The sequence below is a fragment of the Streptomyces sp. NPDC096310 genome (genome assembly GCF_044763125.1).
Lineage (GTDB): Bacteria > Actinomycetota > Actinomycetes > Streptomycetales > Streptomycetaceae > Streptomyces.
This window is the reverse complement of the sequence record NZ_JBIWFO010000018.1, coordinates 80,774-98,646: the sequence shown is the minus strand read 5'-3', so window position 1 is coordinate 98,646 and position 17,873 is coordinate 80,774. Positions and strand designations below refer to the sequence as shown.

Genomic DNA, 17,873 nt, shown 5'->3' with positions numbered 1-17,873 from the left:
TCGGTAGCCGCATCACTGCTTCATCAGCAGGTATTTCCGCAGGTCAGGTACCATGGCGGCCGCAATATGATGAGTGATTCCCAAACTCAGAGCGTAAGTTCGATTCTCGTCACCCGCTGTGAGGGTCTGCGAGCGTACAGACCCCCCTTCGGTATCGGTATGGGTCGGTGTGGATCGGTGTGTGCGAGTCCCTCAGCGGGAGACCCGTTCCGCCCTGTCGGGCGGCGACGATCTCTGCGGCGATGGACAGGGCGGTCTCCTCGGGCGTGCGGGCGCCGAGATCGAGGCCGATGGGTGAGTGGAGCCGGGTCAGTTCGGCTTCGGTGAGGCCGATTTCGCGGAGTCTGCGGTCGCGGTCTTCGTGGGTGCGGCGTGAGCCCATCGCGCCGATGTAGGCGGCCGGCAGTCGCAGGGCCGCTGCCAGGAGAGGTAGGTCGAACTTGGCGTCGTGGGTGAGGACGCACACCACGGTGCGGTCGTCGGTTTGGGTTCGGTTCAGGTAGCGGTGTGGCCAGTCGACGACGATGTCGTCGGCCTCGGGAAAGCGTGATCGGGTGGCGAAGACGGGTCGGGCGTCGCACACGGTGACCTGGTAGCCGAGGAACTTGCCCATGCGCACCAGCGCCGCGGCGAAGTCGATGGCGCCGAAGACGAGCATGCGGGGCGGCGGCACGCTCGACTCGACGAACAGGGTCAGATCCGGCTCGCAGTGGGATCCTCCCCCAGACTCCGTCCGGGGGGACCCCCATCTCGCTCCGCTCGCCGCGATGTCGAAGGTGGCGGTGCGGCCGGCGTTCAGCAGGGGGCGGGTTTCGTTGACGACGGCGCGGTCCAGGTCCGGGTGTCCGCCGAGTTCGCCTTCGTACGATCCGTCCTGGTGCACTGCCAGAGCCCGGCCGAGGAGCTCTGCCGGGCCTCTCACCACGCGGGCGAGTGCCGCCGCCCCACCGTGGGCGGCGGCCGACAGCGCCGTCTGGAATGTCTTCCTGCCGGGCGGGTCGGCCGGTATGGGCGTGATCAGGATGTCGAGGACGCCGCCGCAGGTCAGTCCGACGGCGAAGGCGTCCTCGTCGCTGTAGCCGAACCGCTCGCGCACCGCCCGGCCGTCCTTGAGCGCCTGGGCGCACAGGTCGTATACCGCGCCTTCCACACAGCCGCCGGAGACCGATCCGATGGCGGTGCCGTCGGCGTCGACGGCGAGCGCGGCGCCCGGCCCGCGCGGTGCGCTGCCGCTGACGGCCACGACCGTGGCGACGGCGAAGTCCCGTCCCTCCTCGAGCCACCGGTTCAACTCGTCCGCGAGGTCCAGCACGTGCATGCCTTTCTTGTTGTAGGGCGGCTCGAACTGCCGTGGCCTCAGAGCAGTTTGTCCAGCGTGATCGGCAGGTCCCGCACCCGCTTGCCGGTCGCGTGATACACGGCGTTCGCCACGGCCGCACCGACACCCACGACACCCACCTCGCCCGCGCCGAGGATGCCGAGCGGTGTGGTCGGGTCCGGGTCGTCCAGGAAGGACACGTCGATCGGCGGGATGTCGGCGTGCACGGGGACGTGGTATTCGGCCAGGCTGGGGTTCATGATCCGCCCGGTGCGCGGGTCGACGAGGGTCTCCTCGGCCATCGCCAGGCCCAGGCCCATCACGATGCCGCCGCGCACCTGGCTGGCCGCCGTCTTCGCGTTGATCACCCTGCCGATGTCGAACACGCCGACCCACCTCGACACCCGCGTCTCACCGGTCTCGGCATCCACGCGCACCTCGCAGAACTGCACCCCGGAGGCGGCCTTGATCCACTGCCGGCCGTCACTCATGAATTTCGGGAGGAACCGTGCTCGCCCGGCGATCCGGCCCAGCCGCGTCTCCGATCCGATGACAGCCTCGACGTGCGGCACCTTCGCGCGCCGGAGAATCTCCTCGTTGCTGCCGCCGCCCGTCTTGCGGGCCATGGACGCCAGCGTCTGCTTCAGCTCCTCGCACGCCCGCAGCACACTGGCGGCGGTGCTCGCGGTCTGAACGGACACACCGGCGGCCGGCCCCATCGGCAGATCGGAATCGCCGTACTCCACGCGGACCGCGTCGAACGGCACACCCAGCGCGTCCGCCGTGATCTGGGCCTGGGCCGTGGCGGCGCCCATGCCCATCTCCTGGAAGCCGCAGCGCACCAGCACGCTGCCGTCGGCCGACAGACGGACCGTGACGTTGACCGGCATCGACAACCCCGGGTGGAACGCCGTTGCCACGCCCGTCCCGACCAGCCACCGCCCCTCGCGCGTCGAACGCGGCTCGGGGTTCCGGTCGTGCCAGCCGAACCGCTCCGCGCCCAGCGCGTACAGCTCGGGCAGCTTGCGGTGGGAGAACTTCTTCTTGCCGTCGATCGGGTCGACCGCGGTCTCGTTGCGCAGCCGCAACTCGATCGGGTCCATGCCCAGTTCGTACGCCAACTCGTCGATCGCGGACTCCAGCGCGAAGGTGCCGATCGACTCGCCCGGCGCCCGCATGAAGTGGTTCGGCACCAGGTCGAGCCGCACGATGTCATGCCGCGCGAGGATGTTCTCGGACGCGTAGAGATGACTCGAAGGGGAGGTGACCTGCTCGAAATGGCCGCCGACCTTGCCGGTGCGGGTGACGCTGGTGTGCACCAGCGAGGTCAGCCTGCCGTCGCGGTCCGCGCCCAGCGCGACCCGCTGGATGGACGGGGTGCGCCCGCCCACCGTCCGGTAGACCGCCTCCCGCGACAGCGACAGCCGCACCGGCCTGCTCGTCGCCCGGGCCGCCAGCACCGCGAGGATCGTGCCGGGCCACATCGCGAACTTGCCGCCGAAGGCGCCGCCGACGAAGGGCGCCAGCACCCGTACGTTCGTCATGGGCACGGAGAACCGCAGCGCGAGGTGGGTGCGGAACCAGTCGATCGACTGCGTCGCGTCGTGGACGGTGAGCCGGTCGCCGTCCCAGACGGCGGTGGTGGCGTGCGGCTCCAGCGCGTTGTGGTTGTGCGGCGGGGTGGTGTACCGCAGGTCCAGCACCACCTGCGCGGTGGCCAGCGCCGCCTCCGCATCGCCCCTCTTTGCCTCCCGGGGGAAGAACGGGTCGTCCGGTTGCGGCTGTGCGTCTTGCTCGGCTCCTTCGAAGTCGACCACGGACTTGGTCACCATGTACTCGGCGTGCACGAGCGCGGCTGCCTCGCGGGCGGCGGCGGAGGTCTCCGCGACGACCACCGCGATCGGCTGACCCTCCCAGTGCACCTCGTCGCTCTGTAGATAGTTCACGGACGTGCCGGAGAACAATGAGGTGAGGTTGAACGTTCCGCGCTTCGGCGCCGGTTTCATGGGGGGCGCGTTGAGGTGGGTGAGGACGGCGATCACGCCCGGCACCGCGCTCGCCTCGTCGGTGTGCAGGGCGGTGATCCGGCCGCGGCTGACGGTCGCGTGCACGAGTACGGCGTGCGTGAGGCCGGGACAGAAGTGCTCGGCGGCGAACTTGGCCGCACCGGTCGTCTTGACGATGCCGTCGACGCGGTCGAGCGGTTGTCCGATCGTGGTCATGCCTCCCTGCCCGCTTCCGTTCGGCCCGGTCGCTCCTGACGCGGGAGTTGAGTTCGGCATCAGGCGGCGCTCCCGTCGGTCAGCTGCCGCAGGGTCGCCACGATCGTGCGCTGCGAGAGTTCGATCTTGAATGTGTTCTGCGGCCCGCCCACCGCGGCGGCGAGTTCGGCTTCCGCCGCCTGCCGGAAGGCTTCCTCGGTCGCCGGTCGGCCAAGGAGCGCGCGTTCGGCCTCGGTGGCGCGCCAGGGTTTGGTGCCGACGCCGCCCAGAGCGAGCCGGACCTCGGTGACCACGCCGTCCTCGACGGCCAGCGCGGCGGCGACGGAGACCAGGGCGAACGCGTAGGACGCGCGGTCGCGCACCTTGCGGTAACGCGAGTGCGCCGCCACCGGCACCGGCGGCAGCTCGATGGCCGTGATCAGCTCGTCGGCGGCCAGCACCGTCTCGATGTGAGGGGTGTCGCCGGGCAGCCGGTGGAACTCGACGACCGGGATACGGCGCACGCCCCGCACGCTCTCCACCTCGACGACCGCGTCGAGCATCACCAACGCCACCGCCATGTCCGAGGGATGGGTGGCGATGCAGTGCTCGCTCGCCCCCAGCACCGCACTGCCGCGGGAAAACCCGCCGATCGCGTCACAGCCGCTGCCGGGTTCGCGCTTGTTGCACGCGGAGGCCTCGTCGTAGAAGTACATGCAGCGGGTGCGCTGCAGCAGGTTCCCGCCCACGGTCGCCATGTTCCGCAACTGGGCCGAGGCCCCCAGCAGGATCGCCTGCGCCAGCACCGGATAGCGGGTCCTGATCAATGGGGCCGCGGCGAGCCGACTGTTGGTCACCAGCGCGCCGACGCGGATCCCGCCCTCTGGCAGTTCCTCGATGCCGGTCAGCGGCAGGCGGGTGATGTCCACGACCGTCGACGGCTGTTCGATGCCCTCCCGCATGAGGTCGACGAGATTCGTCCCGCCCGCGAGGAACTTCACGTCCTCGCCGTCCGTGACCGTGCGCAGCGCCGTGGCCGTGTCCGGTGCGCTGAGGTAGGAGAACGACTTCACTTCACGACCTCCTTGATCGCCGAGACGATGCCGTTGTAGGCGCCGCAGCGGCACAGGTTGCCGCTCATCCGCTCCCGGATCTCCGTCTCGTCCAGCTCTCCGCCGGTGCCGGCGAGGTGCTCGGTCGCCGCGCTGGGCGCGCCTTCCTTGTGCTCGGCGAGCATGCCGATCGCCGAGCAGATCTGGCCGGGCGTGCAGTAGCCGCACTGGAATCCGTCGGCGCGGACGAACGCCGTCTGCAACGGGTGGTCGACGCCTTCGATGGTCGTGATCTCACGGCCCTGGTACTGCACCGCCAGCGCCAGGCAGGCGTTGATCCGCCGGCCGTCGACCAGCACCGTGCAGGCACCGCACGCGCCCTGATCGCAGCCCTTCTTGGTACCGGTCAGGCCCAGGTACTCGCGCAGCGCGTCGAGCAGGCTCACCTGTGGTGAGACGTCCAGCCGCTGGGCGGACCCGTTGATCCGCAGCTCGATCTCCACCGTGTCATTCCTCCGGTTCGCCCGTGGGCTCGTTCTCTTGAGGGGGCGCCATCAGGCACATGGGACAGGACCAGAGGGCTCTGGCCTGAAACGCTGTGTCTGCTTCGCGACGCTCGCGGATGATGATCTTTTTCAGGTCACGCGCTGTTTGCGGGTGGAGCTGAGTAGCCGGTACGGCCACGGTGGTCGGCGCTGCAGAAGGCCAACACCGTCGCATCGGGGCCGACATCGCCCCGGGTGCGCACGTGCTGGAGGATGTCGTCGAGCACTGGTCGGTGGTCGCGCCACCGGGCGCAACGCCGGGGCGCACGCCGGCAGTGCCAGCAGGCCACGGTCCCAGCTCAGCTGTCGGCCGCTGTCGGCCGCTGTCGGTAGCTGGAAGGAACGGTCGCGTTCGCCCGTACGCGCCGTCGGTCGGGTCACCCCTACCTGCACTTGTCCCTGGAGGGTGACGTGTCGGGGTCCTGGCAGTTGAACTGGTGGTCCGGAGTTCAGGATCCGGTGCTGTAGCGGGTGAGCATGAGGGCGACGGCTTCGTCCACGATGGCGGCGTCGGTGGGGTTGGGTGGGACGAAGTCCGTCCGTACGAGTTGGGGCCACAGGAACTGGCCGCAGATCATGCCGAGGAACTGTTCGGCGACTGTCGATGCCGATTGTGGCTGTCCGTCGGCCGCGCGGAAGTCGAGTGTGCCGGCCTGTGCTTCGGCGTCCAGGTAGTCGCGGAGCCGTTCGAAGAAGGGTCCGCGGTCGATGGCGAAGCCGGTGCCGACGATGTCGGCGAGTTCCGGCATCTGGGGAAGCTCGGTGATGATGAGGCGGCACAGCGCGGCCGTTCCGGGCCGCGCGACCAGGCAGGCGTAGTCGCGGCCGATGTGGTCCAGACCGTATCGAGGATCACCGGGCGGGGGCGGTTCGGCGTACTCCACAGCCAGCTGCCACTGTTCGGAGGTGACGGCCGCGAACAGCGCGGCCTTGGAGGGGTACCGCTTGAAGAGGGTGCCGGTGGAGACGCTGGCCTCCTTGGCGATCTGGGCCAGGGAGGTCTTGTCGTATCCCCGGGCGAGGAAGAGGTCGCGGGCGGCGCGGATGATGCGCGCGCGGTTCTCCTCTTTGATCTGCGCGTGATACCCGGCTTTGGTCTGCGCGTCATACCCGGCCTGGCACGTATCGCCACCGGTCTCCGCTCGGTCCGCCACCGACATACCCACGCCCCTTGCCCGTCTCCCGGCCGCATCCTCGCTGTCAGAGGACGGTCTGGCCGCCGTCCAGGATAAGGTCCTGGCCCACGGTGAAGGCGGCGGCATCGGAGGCCAGGTACACGACGGCTTCCGCGACCTCCTCGGGCATGCCCATGCGCCCCAGCGGGATGGTGGAGCTGATCGCCTCCAGAACCGCCTTCTGCTGCGCGGGGTCCTCGATCCCGAGCTTGGAGCCGGAGTACAGCGGGGTGTCCACCGGGCCGGGGCTGATCGCGTTGAACCGGATGCCGTGCGACCTGAGCAGGTCCGCGTTCCACGACCGCATCAGCGAGCCGACAGCCGCCTTCGTCGCGGCATAGGCATTCGACCCGCCGTAGCCCCCGTGCGCGCTGTTGGACGCGTTGAGGATGACCGAGGACGGGTTGGCCAGCACGGGCACCAGGGCTTGGGTGAGAAAGAAGACGCTCTTGACGTTGATGTCGAAGAGCCGGTCGAAACTGTCCTCCGTGTGGTCCTCGAACGGCCGCCAGTCCGAGACACCGGCGTTCAGGAACGCCACGTCCAGCTCCCCGAAATGCTCCCGCACCCGCTCCGCCAGGCCGCGCTGCGCATCGAGATCGCGCGCATCGGCCCGCACCACCGGCACCTTGTCCCCGAGGATCTGCCGCGCCTTGTCGATGCTGGCCGGGGTGACGCCCGTGACCAGTACGTCGGCCCCCTCCGCGATGAAACGCCGCGCGGTCTCCAGGCCGATCCCGCTCGTGCCGCCGGTGATGAGGGCACGCTTGCCCGCAAGACGATTCATGTTCATTGTTCCTTGCCGAGGTGTTAGGTAAGTCGATGGACTCACCACTTGAAGGTAGCTCCTGAGTCGCCGTTAAGGCAAGTCGATGCACTTACAAAATGCCCTGGAGCGGTTCGGCCACGCCGGAGAAGGTGGGCCGACACCGGCATGAAGACCATGTCGCTGCCGTCCGCGAGGGGCCGGGTGATGGTGGTTCTCCCGACGCCGGGCGGCGTCCGCGGAATGGTGGAGCTGACGCGCTGCTGGGCGACCGCGCGGGCCCAGCGGCGGCGTCCGCGGCCAAGAGGTGGTCCTGCCCGACGATGCCTTCCAGCTTCGTGGGGCGCAAAGCCGATCCGTTCATGGGGCGTTGCCTTCCTCAGGTAGTGACGTGCGGCATCGAAGAACGCGGAGGGCGCGCGGGCGGTCGAGGCGGCACGTCTCATCCTTCCCTCGAAGCCGGCAAAGAGGGCGGTGGACTGCGGACACCTGATGGTCGGCAAGCGACACATCGATGCGAGCGGAACCGCGGCCGGACCGGTCGCGGTTCCGCTGTACGGTTTCCAGCCCCCGGTCGGCACTCCGTACGGGCTTGAGGTGAGTACCGTCGAGGACTTCTTCGCCCAGCACGACGACTGGCCGTGAACCCGCCCCGTCCGGGCCGCGCCACCTTCCACCACCTCATCGCAGTCACCGAGGGTGAGCTGCGGTACGACGTCGACCACGTCACGCGGACCGTCGCCCCCGGCCAGTGTTCGAGCAGGACTGCCGCCGGTCCGGGGACCTCAGCGCGCTCGAGGGAAAAGCTGCTCGACGGCGGTCACCACTGCGGCGCGGCGGGCGGCGGTGGTGGGGTCCACGGCGTGTACGGCGGCGGCCTCGCTGAGTTCGGGTTGCGACGCCCAGGTCATGGCGATCTGATTGACCAGGGCGAGGACGTCGGCCGGGTCCCAGGCGGGGTCGAGCTGTCCGGCCTGTTGCACCTGGCGGAGCTGGTCGATTTTGCGGGCGATCACTGCCTGGTCGGGATCGTCGGCAACGGCTGCGGCGCGCGGCAGTTCGAGGCGGCCCCAGGCGATCAGGCGGTGGTGGTCCGGACGGGCGACGAAGTAGTCGAACAGGCGGCCCGCGTAGCCGGGGAGGTCGGACGGGTCCATCTGGGTGGCCTCGGCGATGACGACGTACTCCCGTGCGGCAACGTCGGCATAGAGCGCGTCTTTGCCGCGGAAGTGGGCGTAGACGCGTTCTTTGCTGGTCCTGGCGAGCTTGGCGATGCGGTCCACGCGGGCGCCGGCGATGCCATGGCGGGCGAACTCCTCCATGGCAGCGGTAAGGACGCGCTCGCGCGTGGTGTCGCCGGCGGCGGGCGCTGCGGTCTGGCCGGAGTCGCGGGACTGGGGCATGGCCCCAGGATAGAGCACCGAACCGTTTGGTTTGGCAGCCGGGCGATCGACGTGTAGAGTCAAACGGAACAGTTCGGTTTGACCTCTGCGGGTGAAGCCGGCGAACCACTCAGGGAGTGAACTCATGCAGCACCGCAATCTGGGCTCTCAGGGTCTGCGCGTCTCGGCGCTCGGCCTGGGGACCATGGGCATGTCCATGGCCTACGGCGCCTCGAACGACGACGAGGGCATCGCGACCATCCGCCGCGCCCACGAACTCGGTATCGACTTCTTCGACACCGCCGAGCTGTATGGCGCCGGTACCGGCAGCAACGAGATCCTCCTGGGCAAGGCAGTCAAGGACTTCCGCGACGAGGTGGTCCTTGCCACCAAGTTCGGCTTCGACATGACCGCCCCGGCGATCAGCCCCGCCTTCGACAGCCGCCCGGAAAACATCCGCAAGGTCGCCGAGAACAGCCTGCGCTACCTGCAGAGCGACCACATCGACCTCTTCTACCAGCACATCTCCGACCCCGACATTCCGGTCGAGGAGGTCGCCGGCGTGGTCGGCGAACTGATCACCCAAGGCAAGGTGAAGTACTTCGGCCTGAGCAACGTCGGCCCCCAGTACATCCGCCGCGCCCACGCCGTCACCCCGGTCTCCGTGCTCCAGTACGAGTACTCGCTCTTCGAGCGGGAGGTCGAGGAGAAGATCCTTCCCGTCCTGCGGGAACTCGGCATCGGCCTGGTGCCCTACTCCCCGCTCGGCCGCGGCTTCCTCACCGGCCAGGTCAAGCCCGCGAGCGAGTACCCCGCGGACGACATGCGCAGCTGGGACGAGCGCTGGCAGGGCGAGAACTACACGTACAACCTGCACGCCACCGAACAGCTCAAGAATCTGGCCGACACCAGGGGCATCACCACCGCCCAACTCGCACTGGCCTGGCTGCTCGCCCAGGGCGAGGACATCGCGCCCATTCCCGGCACCCGCAGCACCAAGCGCCTTGAGGAGAACGCCGGCGCCACTGACGTCCAGCTCTCCGCCGCCGATCTGGCCCGCATCACTGAGATCCTTCCCCGCGGCTCGGCAGGCAGCCGCCTCCCGGCGGCCGTACTGTCCAGCTTCACCACAGACTGACCGCGCCGACACACGCATGGGGTCTGTACGCTCACCGGGTCTTCCAAGATTTTCGTAGCTGGTGATCGGGCCAACTGGCCTGCGGTGTCGGCTGGTTGGCTGGGCCATCCTGGTGGTGTGTGCGATACGGCCGGAAGACCTGTTACCGCAGCTGGCCGCGGTACGGGTCGAGCGTGTGGAGGCCAGTGGTGATCTGCGGCGGATCGCGGCCCGGACACCCGGGACGATGCCGCAGATGTCCGACCCAGGGTGCGGGTCGGAGTCGGACCGGGTGCACTCCCGGTACATGCGGCGGTGGCGGCGGCGCCGGCGGGATCGGCCGGGGCCCGGCTGCTGGCCGTGCCGCGCTGCGGGCTGTCCTGGGCTACCGTCCTGAACTGCCTGATGCGCGTCCCCGTGCCGTCGGCGGCAGTCCCGCGCGTGCTGGGCATCGACGAGTTCGCCCTGCGCCGGGGCCACCGTTACGCCACGGTCGTCATCGACGCCGCCACGGGCGCGCGTGCCGACGTGCTCGCGGACCGTGTGAAGGAGCCGGTCGCCACCTGGCTGCGCAAGCATGCGGGATTCGAGGTGGTGTGCCGGGACGGGGCCGGCAGCTTCGCCCAGGCCATCACCGACGCAAGGCGGAGAAGAGCGCAGATCAGAGACTGTAAACGGGTGCATGTGCCGAGTGATTCGGAGCCTCAGAGTGCGCGCAGCGCGGGCAGCAGTGTCTTCTCCGACCAGTCGAGGAACGGCTCCTGGTGGTCGCCGCCGATCTGGATCAGTGCGATCTCCGTGAAGCCCGCCTCGATGTATGGCTGGACCGCCGCGGCGAAGTCGTCCGGGTCGCTGCCGCACGGGATGGCCTCGGCGATGTCCTCCGGGCGGACGTGGGCGGTGGCGCCGGCGAACGCCGCCGGGTTCGGCAGCTCCGAGTTCACCGGCCAGGGGCCGACCGACCAGCGGAACTGGTCGTGGGCGCGGGCGACGGCCGCGTGCCTGTCGGTGTCGTAGCAGACGGGGAGTTGGCCGATCCGGGGTTTTCCCGTACCGCCGTGCGCGTCGAACGCCGTGAGCAGTTCGCGCTTGGGTTCGGTGGCGATCACCAGATCGGCCAGCCGCCCGGCGAGTGAGCAGGAGCGCTCTCCGGAGACCGCGATGCCCAGGGGCGGCGGCTCGTCCGGGAGGTCCCACAGTTTCGCGTTGTCCACCTCGAAGTGGGTGCCCCGGTGGTTCACGGTGCCGCCGGCGAACAGGGCCCGGATGATCTCGACGGCTTCTTCGAGCATGTCGATCCTGGTCGGGGCGGCGGGCCAGCCGCCGCCGACCACATGCTCGTTGAGCTGTTCGCCCGAGCCCAGTCCGAGGCGGAAGCGGCCTTCGGACAGCAACTGCGTCGTCGCGGCCTTCTGCGCGATCACCGCCGGGTGGTAGCGCCTGGTCGGGCAGGTCACGTACGTCATCAGGGGGATACGGGAGGTGGCCTGGGCCGCGGCTCCCAGGACGCTCCAGGCGTAGGGGGCGTGGCCTTGGGAGTCCAGCCAGGGGGAGGAGTGGTCCGAGGTCACGGAGAAGTCGAACCCGGCCCGCTCGGCACCGACCACATGGTCCACGAGCGCGCGCGGGCCCGCCTGCTCCGTCATCATCGTGTATCCGAATTGCGCCATGCGAGGCGTTTAGCCGGTTCCCCCGGAACGGAAACCTCGCGCGGCGAACGGGCGCGTCCGCCTGGCGCGGGAGGGTTTCGGCGCACCGGCCGGAGAGGCTGCCCCCTCGGCGGTCCTCGTCAGGGCTGTGCGGTGTGGCGCAGGCGGACCCAGAGCGGCAGGACGAACCAGCAGAGCAGATACCAGGCGACCACCCCGGAGACGAGCCACGGCACGTACGGGTCATGGCCGGCCACGCGGAGGACCAGGAAGAGCGCGCAGGTCAGCGTCGCGAGCAGGAGCAGTATGCCGGCGAAGGTGAGCCGGGAGGCCCAGACGACGGCCTGCGGCTTGATACGGCGCCCCGAGACGATCCGGTGCAGGGCGACCGGGCCGATCAGCGCGCCGGTGGCCAGGGCGCCGCAGACGACGGTGATCAGGTACGTGTTCTTGTCCGTCGCCCCCAGCTCCTGGAAGTGCGGGGTGAAGACCACCGTGAGCAGGAATCCGAAGAGGATCTGGACGCCGGTCTGGGTGACTCTGATCTCCTGGATGAGTTCATGCCACTGCCGGTCCGCCCGCTCGTCCTCCGTTTCCGCCCGTCCCCGGTTGGGTGTGTCGCCCGTACCGTCCTCGTGCCTGGCCACCCCGGCCTCCTCCGCCTCGTGTCCGAAGCCGCGCCGGTGACCTCAGCCGCCGCGCGGCGGGCGCTCGCCGGACCTCGCCCCATCGTGCACCAGGTGCCCCCTCCGGCCCGGACGACTCCTCGGCCGGCATCCCGCGGTCCGGCCCGGTGGCCGGTTCAGACGGGTGACGCGCGCGAATTTAAGTCACGTGCTTGACTTGGATTACGGGATGGGCTTGCCTGACCACACCGGAAGGACCGGTTCCGAGAAGAGCTGAGGACCGATGACCAGCATCCTGAACCCGGCGGACGGACACCTGGCCGCCGTACCGGAATTTCCGATGGAGCGCGCCGCGCGCTGCCCGTTCGACCCGCCCCCCGAGCTGCGGGAGACACAGCGGGAGGGGCCGCTCGCGAGAGTGCGGCTGTGGGACGGCAGCACACCCTGGCTGGTGACCCGTTACGCGGACCAGCGCACCCTGCTCGGCGACGCGCGGCTCAGCGCCGACATCACCCGGCCCGGCTATCCGAGCAGCGCGCCGGTCACCGGCAACGCCTCGATCGGGTTCATCCTCATGGACGACCCCGAGCACGCCCGGCTGCGGCGCATGGTCGCGGCGCCGTTCGCCTTCAAGCGCGTGGAGGCGATGCGCCCCGCCGTACAGAAGATCACGGACGACCTGATCGACAGCATGCTCGCCGGTCCCGCACCGGTCGATCTCGTCCAGGCGTTCGCCCTGCCGCTGCCCTCGCTGGTGATCTCGGAACTGCTCGGAGTGCCGTACGGCGACCACGAGTTCTTCCAGGACAACAGCAAGGTCCTCATCAACCGGGATGTGACGCCGCAGGAGCGGGCCGCCGCGTCCGGCGCGCTGGTCGGCTATCTCGACGAGCTGATGAGCGAGAAGACCGCCCGCCCCGCCGACGACCTGCTCTCCGGGCTGGTCGCGAAGGTCGAGGCCGGTGAGCTGACCCGCTCCGAGGTGGCCCAGATGGGCGTCCTCCTGCTGATCGCCGGGCACGAGACGACCGCGAACATGATCGCGCTCGGCACGCTCGCCCTGCTGGAACACCCCGACCAGCTCGCCCTGTTGCGGGACACGGACGATCCGGCGCTGGTCGCCACGGCCGTGGACGAGCTGCTGCGCTACCTCAACATCACGCACAACGGGCGCCGCAGGGTCGCGCTGGAGGACATCGAGATCGCCGGGGAGGTGATCCGCGCGGGCGAGGGGGTCATCGTGCCCAACGACATCGCCAACCGGGACCCCGAGGTGTTCGAGGACCCCGACCGGCTCGACATCCGCCGCGATGCCCGCCGCCACCTGGCCTTCGGCTTCGGCGTCCACCAGTGCCTGGGCCAGACACTGGCCCGGATGGAGCTGCGGGTCGCGTACAGCACCCTCTACCGGCGCGTCCCCGGGCTGCGCCTGGCCGGCGGGATCGACAAGGTCCCGTTCAAGCACGACGGGTCCGTCTACGGCGTGTACGAACTCCCCGTGGCCTGGTGACCCGCCTCCTCCCCCCGACCGTTCTTCCCTGACCGAGGAGACACGATGAGCCACAGCGAAGCCGACCAGGCCCTCAGCTACCCCATCCCCAACGACGCGCCGCTGGACCCGCCCGCCGAGTGGGCGCGGCTGCGCCAGGGGTGCCCCGTGGCCCGGGTGAAGCTGCCCAGCGGGGACGAGGCGGCGCTGCTGACGCGGTACGACGACGTCAAACAGGTGCTGGCCGACCCGCGGTTCAGCCGACGGCTCGACGCCGAGGACGCGGCCCGGATCTCCGACACCGAGTCGGGCGGGCTCTTCAACAGCGATATGTCGGCCACGATCCCGCAGAGCGGAACGGGGCACCAGCAGTGGCGGCGGCTGGTCGGGAAGTGGTTCACGGCCAAGCGGATGGCCGCGCTCCGCCCCGGCATCGAGGCGATGGCCGACCGGCTCATCGACGAGATGGTGGCGAGCGGGCAGCCCGCCGACCTGAAGGCCGCACTCGGCTTCCCGCTGCCGGTGTGGGTGATCTGCGATCTGCTCGGAGTGCCCGAGACGGACCGGGACCGGTTCTCCCACTGGTCCGACTCGCTGCTCAACCTCACCCGCTACACGGAGGAGGAGGTCGCGACGGCGCACCGCGAGTTCACCGACTACATGGCGGCCCATGTCGACGCCAAGCGGGCCGAGCCGAGCGACGACCTGCTCGGCGAGCTGATCGTGGCCACCGGCGCCGACGGCTACCGGATGTCCGACGAGGAACTGGTCGCCACCGGACTGGGACTGCTGCTCGCCGGCCATGAGACGACGGCCAACCAGATCGGCAAGATGGTCGCCATGCTGCTGGGCGACCGGCGGCTGTGGGAGCGGCTGCTCGCCGACCGGTCGCTGGTGCGCTCGGCGGTGGAGGAGGCGCTGCGGCTGGACGCCAGCGGGGGACTCGGCCTGCCGCGATACATTGGCGAGGACACCGAGATCGGCGGGGTTCTGGTGCCGCGCGGTACCACCGTGATGTGCAACATGAGCGCGGCCAACCGGGACGAGCGGGCCTTCGACAACGCCGGGACGATGGAGCTGGGCCGCACCCCCAACGTCCATCTGGCGTTCGGCTCCGGGGCGCACGCGTGCCTGGGGCAGGCGCTGGCCCGCACCGAGTTGCAGGCCGTCCTGGACGTTCTGCTGCGCCGGCTGCCCACGCTGCGCCTCGCTGTCACGGTGGAGGAATTGCCCAAGCTCGAAGGCCTGATGGTCGGCGGGCTGCGCGAAGTACCGGTGAGATGGTGAACATGGCAGGCAGGACGGTGCGGGCCGAACAGGTCAGCGCGACACGGGAGTCGATCCTGACCACGGCGGAGCGGCTGTTCGCCGAGCGCGGGGTGTACGCGGTCTCCAACCGGCAGGTCAGCGAGGCCGCGGGCCAGGGCAACAACGCCGCGGTCGGCTACCACTTCGGCACCAAGGCCGATCTGGTCCGGGCGATCGCCCGGAAACACGCCCGGCAGATCGAGCGGATCAGGGAGGAGCGGCTGGCCGAGGCCGGTGACTCCACCGACGTCCGGGTCTGGGTGACCTGCCTGGTCACCCCGCTGACCGAGCATCTGGAGGCGCTGGGCAGCCCCACCTGGTACGCCCGGTTCTGCGCGCAGGCGATGACCGACCCCGCGCTGCGCGCCACCATGATCGACGAGTCGCTGACATCCCCGGCGCTCCAGCGCATCGTGGAGGGCTTCCACCGCGCCCTGCCCGACCTGCCCGCCGAGGTCCAGGCCGAGCGCGCTCTGATGGCACGGCATCTGATGGTCCACATGTGCGCGGAGCGTGAACGGGCGCTGGCCGAGGGGGCGGACACGGTCCGCTCCTGCTGGTACGACGCCGCCGCCGGCATGGTCGACGCGCTCGTCGGCATGTGGCTGGCGCCCACCACGCACCGCCCGTAGCCGGAGGGAGGAACGACATGAGGGTGACGGTCGACGAGGACAGGTGCTGCGGCGCCGGCACCTGTGTGCTGCTGGAGCCCGCGGTGTTCGACCAGCGGGACGACGACGGCGTCGTGGTCCTGCGCGAACCCCGGCCGGCCGCGGAGCTGTGGCCGACGGTACGGGAGGCGGCCACGGTCTGCCCGGCCGGCGCGATCGCGCTGACGGGGAGCGACTGAGCCCGGGCGGCTCCCCCTGGGCCCGGTGAGCCCCGGTGGCTCGCGCGGGCCCGGTGAGCCGGATCGGGCGACCCGGGCCCGGTGAGCCGGGGCAGGGGACGTCCGGTTCGGACGTCCCCGCCGCTCGCCCTTGCCCCCGCCGGGCGCCCGTCGGAGCGGACTCAGATGGCGGACCAGCCGTTGTCCACGGGCAGGATGGCCCCGTTGATGTTGCTCGCCGCGTCCGAGGCGAGGAAGACGATGGCCGCGGCCTGCTCCTCGGCCTCCGCCACCTTGCCCACGAGACCGAGGTACGGGGCGAGGGCGGCCGGCCCCTCGGCCTCGCGCCGCGCGTCGACCCGGATCCCCGTCGCGGTGCCGCCGGGTGCGATGGCGTTGGTACGGATGCCCCGCGTCCGGTACATCACCGCGAGCGACTTCGTCAGCCCGACGACACCGTGCTTGGAGGCGGTGTACGCGGCTCCGGCGGCGCTGCCGCGCAGACCGGCCTCGGACGCGGTGAAGACGATCGCGCCCTTGCCCGAGGCCAGCAGGTGCGGCAGGGCGGCCCGGGTCAGTACGAAGGGGGCCGTCAGGTTGACCCCGATGACCCGTTCCCACTCGGCGTCGTCGGTCTCGCCCAGTGCCGACATGCGGTCCATGACCCCGGCGTTGTTCGCCAGCACGTCCAGCCCGCCGAAGTGCTCCACGGCCGTGGCGACGACCCGGTCCGCGACCTTCCGGTCGCTCAGGTCGCCGACGACCGCGACGGCCGTGCCGCCCGCGCCCGTTATCGACTCGACGGTCGCGTCGGCGCCTTCCTGATCCAGGTCGGCGACCAGGACCCGGGCGCCCTCCCGGGCGAAGTGGAGGGCCGCGGCGCGGCCGATCCCCGATCCCGCTCCGGTGACGACGACACTGCGTCCCTGAAGGCCAGTGGTGCTCATGGAGGTGCCCGCTTTCTTCCTGCCGATAGAGTCGGGTGGTCCTGGGCGGGCGCGCGGTACGGTGAGCGCCCGCTTGGTTGAGTCAGGCAAACATATTTGACTTACTTGAGTCAAGCAAGCAGATGATAAAGTGGGGCACATGCCCACACCGCCGCGCACCGACGTCCCCGTCTCGGCCGACATCATCGAGATCGAGCGTGCCCTCACCCACATCTCGTACCTGACCAACCGGGTCCGCCAGCACGAGCGCCTGATGGCGCTGGCCGGGGTCTCACTGGACCGCGCCGCCGTCGCCCTCCTGCGGGCGATGGCCGACTCGGACGCCCTGCGCCCCGGCGAGCTGGCCGTGCGGCTCGGCGTCGAGGCGTCGCACATCACCCGCCAGGTGCAGCAGTTGCAGAAGTCCGGTTACGTGACCCGCGTCCCGGACCCCGACGACCGCCGGGCCCAGCACGTCCAGCTCACCCCGGCCGGCCGGGACGCGATCGGCCGGATCCGTGGCGCGAGCCGCCGGGGCATGGAGATGGCCCTGGGGGAGTGGTCGCCCGAGGAGCTGCACCAGCTCGCCACCCTCTTCCACCGGATGGTCGACGACTTCCTCAGCAGCGCCGCCGACGAGGACGACGCCGGGGCCCCGCCCACCGCCTGAACAGGCGGAACGTACCCATGGCGGCGAACCGGACGGTGGCCCACGAGCCCTGGCCCCAGCCCCAGCCCTACACGAACGGTCGGTCCATGTACGGGAACCTCAGCGAGAAACCGTTGCCGACGCGTGGGGCCGGGCGCCGCGTCCTCATCGTCGGCGACGACCCCGGCACGGTCGAACTCCTCTCGACCACCATGGAACTCGCGGGCTTCCGCACCGGAACGGCCGGCTCCGGCCAGGAGGCGCTGTTCCGGCTCGGGGAGCAGCCCGCCGATCTCGTCGTCGTCGACCTGACCACGCGCGACCTGGGACACGGCAGCGGCTACCCCAGCATGCCCGCCGCCGACCGTCCGCCCCTGCTCTTCCTCGCCGCCCTGGACAACCTCGACTCCCTGGCCGCCGGGGTCGGCACCGGCGTCGCCGACTACGTCACCAAGCCGTTCCGTATCGCCGAGGTCCTGGCCAGGGCCGAGACCCTGCTGCGCACCCGCGGCGAGGGCTCGCGGACCGGGGCGCCGCGCTACGGGGACCTCACCCTGGACGACACCACATGCCGGGCCCGCCGCGGCCGGCGTACCCTCGATCTCACCCCCGCCGAGTACCGGCTGCTGCGCCATCTCCTCGTCCACGCGGAACAGGTCCTCTCGAAGGAGCAGATCCGCCGGCACGTCTGGGGCGAGGACCGCGCCGACAACGCCATCGAGAAGCTGGTCTCCCGTCTGCGGCGCAAGGTCGACCAGGAGGATCCACCGCTGATCCACACCCGTAAGGGCTTCGGCTACTGGCTCGGCCACTGAGCCGCCGTGCCCTGCCCCGGATCTGG

The 17,873-nt window shown here is 70.3% G+C and carries 17 protein-coding genes and 2 pseudogenes; 9 read left to right on the top strand and 10 right to left on the bottom strand.

What is annotated here, in order from left to right; all coding sequences use genetic code 11:
• Window positions 1–109: 109 nt before the first annotated feature.
• From ACIQ7D_RS27505 to ACIQ7D_RS27480, 6 genes are all read right to left on the bottom strand, one after another.
• A complete protein-coding gene (locus ACIQ7D_RS27505) occupies window positions 110–1,312 on the bottom strand; it encodes an XdhC family protein (protein ID WP_403941954.1) in 1,203 nt (400 codons plus the stop codon).
• A gap of 44 nt (window positions 1,313–1,356) precedes the next feature.
• Complete coding sequence (locus ACIQ7D_RS27500) at window positions 1,357–3,540, bottom strand: xanthine dehydrogenase family protein molybdopterin-binding subunit (RefSeq protein ID WP_403941840.1); 2,184 nt, start codon at window positions 3,538–3,540, stop codon at window positions 1,357–1,359.
• Window positions 3,541–3,599: 59 nt separating this feature from the next.
• Window positions 3,600–4,592 (bottom strand): FAD binding domain-containing protein, encoded by a 993-nt coding sequence (locus ACIQ7D_RS27495; protein WP_403941838.1) that lies wholly within the window; start codon window positions 4,590–4,592, stop codon window positions 3,600–3,602.
• Window positions 4,589–5,074: a (2Fe-2S)-binding protein gene (locus ACIQ7D_RS27490; RefSeq protein ID WP_403941836.1), complete on the bottom strand. Its 486-nt coding sequence runs from the start codon at window positions 5,072–5,074 to the stop codon at window positions 4,589–4,591. Before ACIQ7D_RS27490 ends, ACIQ7D_RS27495 begins: the two co-directional genes overlap by 4 nt.
• Window positions 5,075–5,565: 491 nt before the next feature.
• Window positions 5,566–6,276 carry a TetR/AcrR family transcriptional regulator gene (locus ACIQ7D_RS27485; RefSeq protein WP_403941833.1) on the bottom strand — a complete coding sequence of 237 codons (711 nt, stop codon included), beginning with the start codon at window positions 6,274–6,276 and terminating at the stop codon, window positions 5,566–5,568.
• A 40-nt stretch (window positions 6,277–6,316) separates the two neighbouring features.
• The gene (locus ACIQ7D_RS27480) at window positions 6,317–7,078 is read right to left on the bottom strand and encodes an SDR family oxidoreductase (RefSeq protein ID WP_403941831.1); all 762 of its coding nucleotides are present in this window, start codon (window positions 7,076–7,078) and stop codon (window positions 6,317–6,319) included.
• A gap of 468 nt (window positions 7,079–7,546) precedes the next feature.
• On the opposite strand from ACIQ7D_RS27480, the pseudogene ACIQ7D_RS27475 reads away from it, so the two are divergent.
• Window positions 7,547–7,809, top strand: a pseudogene (locus ACIQ7D_RS27475) (AraC family transcriptional regulator); the annotation flags it as partial.
• A 33-nt stretch (window positions 7,810–7,842) separates the two neighbouring features.
• Here the strand turns inward: ACIQ7D_RS27475 and ACIQ7D_RS27470 are convergent.
• Window positions 7,843–8,460, bottom strand: coding sequence for a TetR family transcriptional regulator (locus ACIQ7D_RS27470; RefSeq protein WP_403941829.1), 618 nt, complete (start codon window positions 8,458–8,460; stop codon window positions 7,843–7,845).
• Between the two features lie 124 nt (window positions 8,461–8,584).
• On the opposite strand from ACIQ7D_RS27470, the gene ACIQ7D_RS27465 reads away from it, so the two are divergent.
• Together ACIQ7D_RS27465 and ACIQ7D_RS27460 are read left to right on the top strand one after the other, a co-directional pair.
• Window positions 8,585–9,577 carry an aldo/keto reductase gene (locus tag ACIQ7D_RS27465; RefSeq protein ID WP_403941826.1) on the top strand — a complete coding sequence of 331 codons (993 nt, stop codon included), beginning with the start codon at window positions 8,585–8,587 and terminating at the stop codon, window positions 9,575–9,577.
• A 384-nt stretch (window positions 9,578–9,961) separates the two neighbouring features.
• Window positions 9,962–10,183: pseudogene (locus tag ACIQ7D_RS27460) on the top strand (transposase); the annotation flags it as partial.
• A gap of 77 nt (window positions 10,184–10,260) precedes the next feature.
• Here ACIQ7D_RS27460 and ACIQ7D_RS27455 read toward each other — a convergent pair.
• Together ACIQ7D_RS27455 and ACIQ7D_RS27450 are read right to left on the bottom strand one after the other, a co-directional pair.
• Window positions 10,261–11,226, bottom strand: a complete 966-nt coding sequence (locus ACIQ7D_RS27455; RefSeq protein WP_403941825.1) for an LLM class F420-dependent oxidoreductase — start codon at window positions 11,224–11,226, stop codon at window positions 10,261–10,263.
• A 119-nt stretch (window positions 11,227–11,345) separates the two neighbouring features.
• A complete protein-coding gene (locus ACIQ7D_RS27450; RefSeq protein WP_403941824.1) occupies window positions 11,346–11,852 on the bottom strand; it encodes a DUF6328 family protein in 507 nt (168 codons plus the stop codon).
• A gap of 262 nt (window positions 11,853–12,114) precedes the next feature.
• Between ACIQ7D_RS27450 and ACIQ7D_RS27445 the strand changes: the two genes are divergently transcribed.
• From ACIQ7D_RS27445 to ACIQ7D_RS27430, 4 genes are read left to right on the top strand one after another with little or no spacing between them, the layout of a single operon-like run.
• Window positions 12,115–13,341, top strand: a complete 1,227-nt coding sequence (locus ACIQ7D_RS27445) for a cytochrome P450 (protein ID WP_403941822.1) — start codon at window positions 12,115–12,117, stop codon at window positions 13,339–13,341.
• Between the two features lie 45 nt (window positions 13,342–13,386).
• Window positions 13,387–14,607: a cytochrome P450 gene (locus ACIQ7D_RS27440; protein WP_403941820.1), complete on the top strand. Its 1,221-nt coding sequence runs from the start codon at window positions 13,387–13,389 to the stop codon at window positions 14,605–14,607.
• Window positions 14,608–14,609: 2 nt separating this feature from the next.
• Complete coding sequence (locus tag ACIQ7D_RS27435; RefSeq protein WP_403941818.1) at window positions 14,610–15,260, top strand: TetR/AcrR family transcriptional regulator; 651 nt, start codon at window positions 14,610–14,612, stop codon at window positions 15,258–15,260.
• Between the two features lie 17 nt (window positions 15,261–15,277).
• Entirely contained in the window at window positions 15,278–15,478 is a 201-nt protein-coding gene (locus tag ACIQ7D_RS27430) for a ferredoxin (RefSeq protein ID WP_403941816.1), read from the top strand.
• A gap of 161 nt (window positions 15,479–15,639) precedes the next feature.
• On the opposite strand, the gene ACIQ7D_RS27425 is transcribed toward ACIQ7D_RS27430, so the two are convergent.
• Window positions 15,640–16,404 (bottom strand): SDR family NAD(P)-dependent oxidoreductase, encoded by a 765-nt coding sequence (locus tag ACIQ7D_RS27425; RefSeq protein ID WP_403941815.1) that lies wholly within the window; start codon window positions 16,402–16,404, stop codon window positions 15,640–15,642.
• A gap of 139 nt (window positions 16,405–16,543) precedes the next feature.
• Between ACIQ7D_RS27425 and ACIQ7D_RS27420 the strand changes: the two genes are divergently transcribed.
• Window positions 16,544–17,053 (top strand): MarR family winged helix-turn-helix transcriptional regulator, encoded by a 510-nt coding sequence (locus ACIQ7D_RS27420; RefSeq protein ID WP_403941813.1) that lies wholly within the window; start codon window positions 16,544–16,546, stop codon window positions 17,051–17,053.
• Between the two features lie 86 nt (window positions 17,054–17,139).
• The gene (locus ACIQ7D_RS27415) at window positions 17,140–17,847 is read left to right on the top strand and encodes a response regulator transcription factor (protein WP_403941952.1); all 708 of its coding nucleotides are present in this window, start codon (window positions 17,140–17,142) and stop codon (window positions 17,845–17,847) included.
• The last annotated feature ends 26 nt before the right edge of the window (window positions 17,848–17,873 follow it).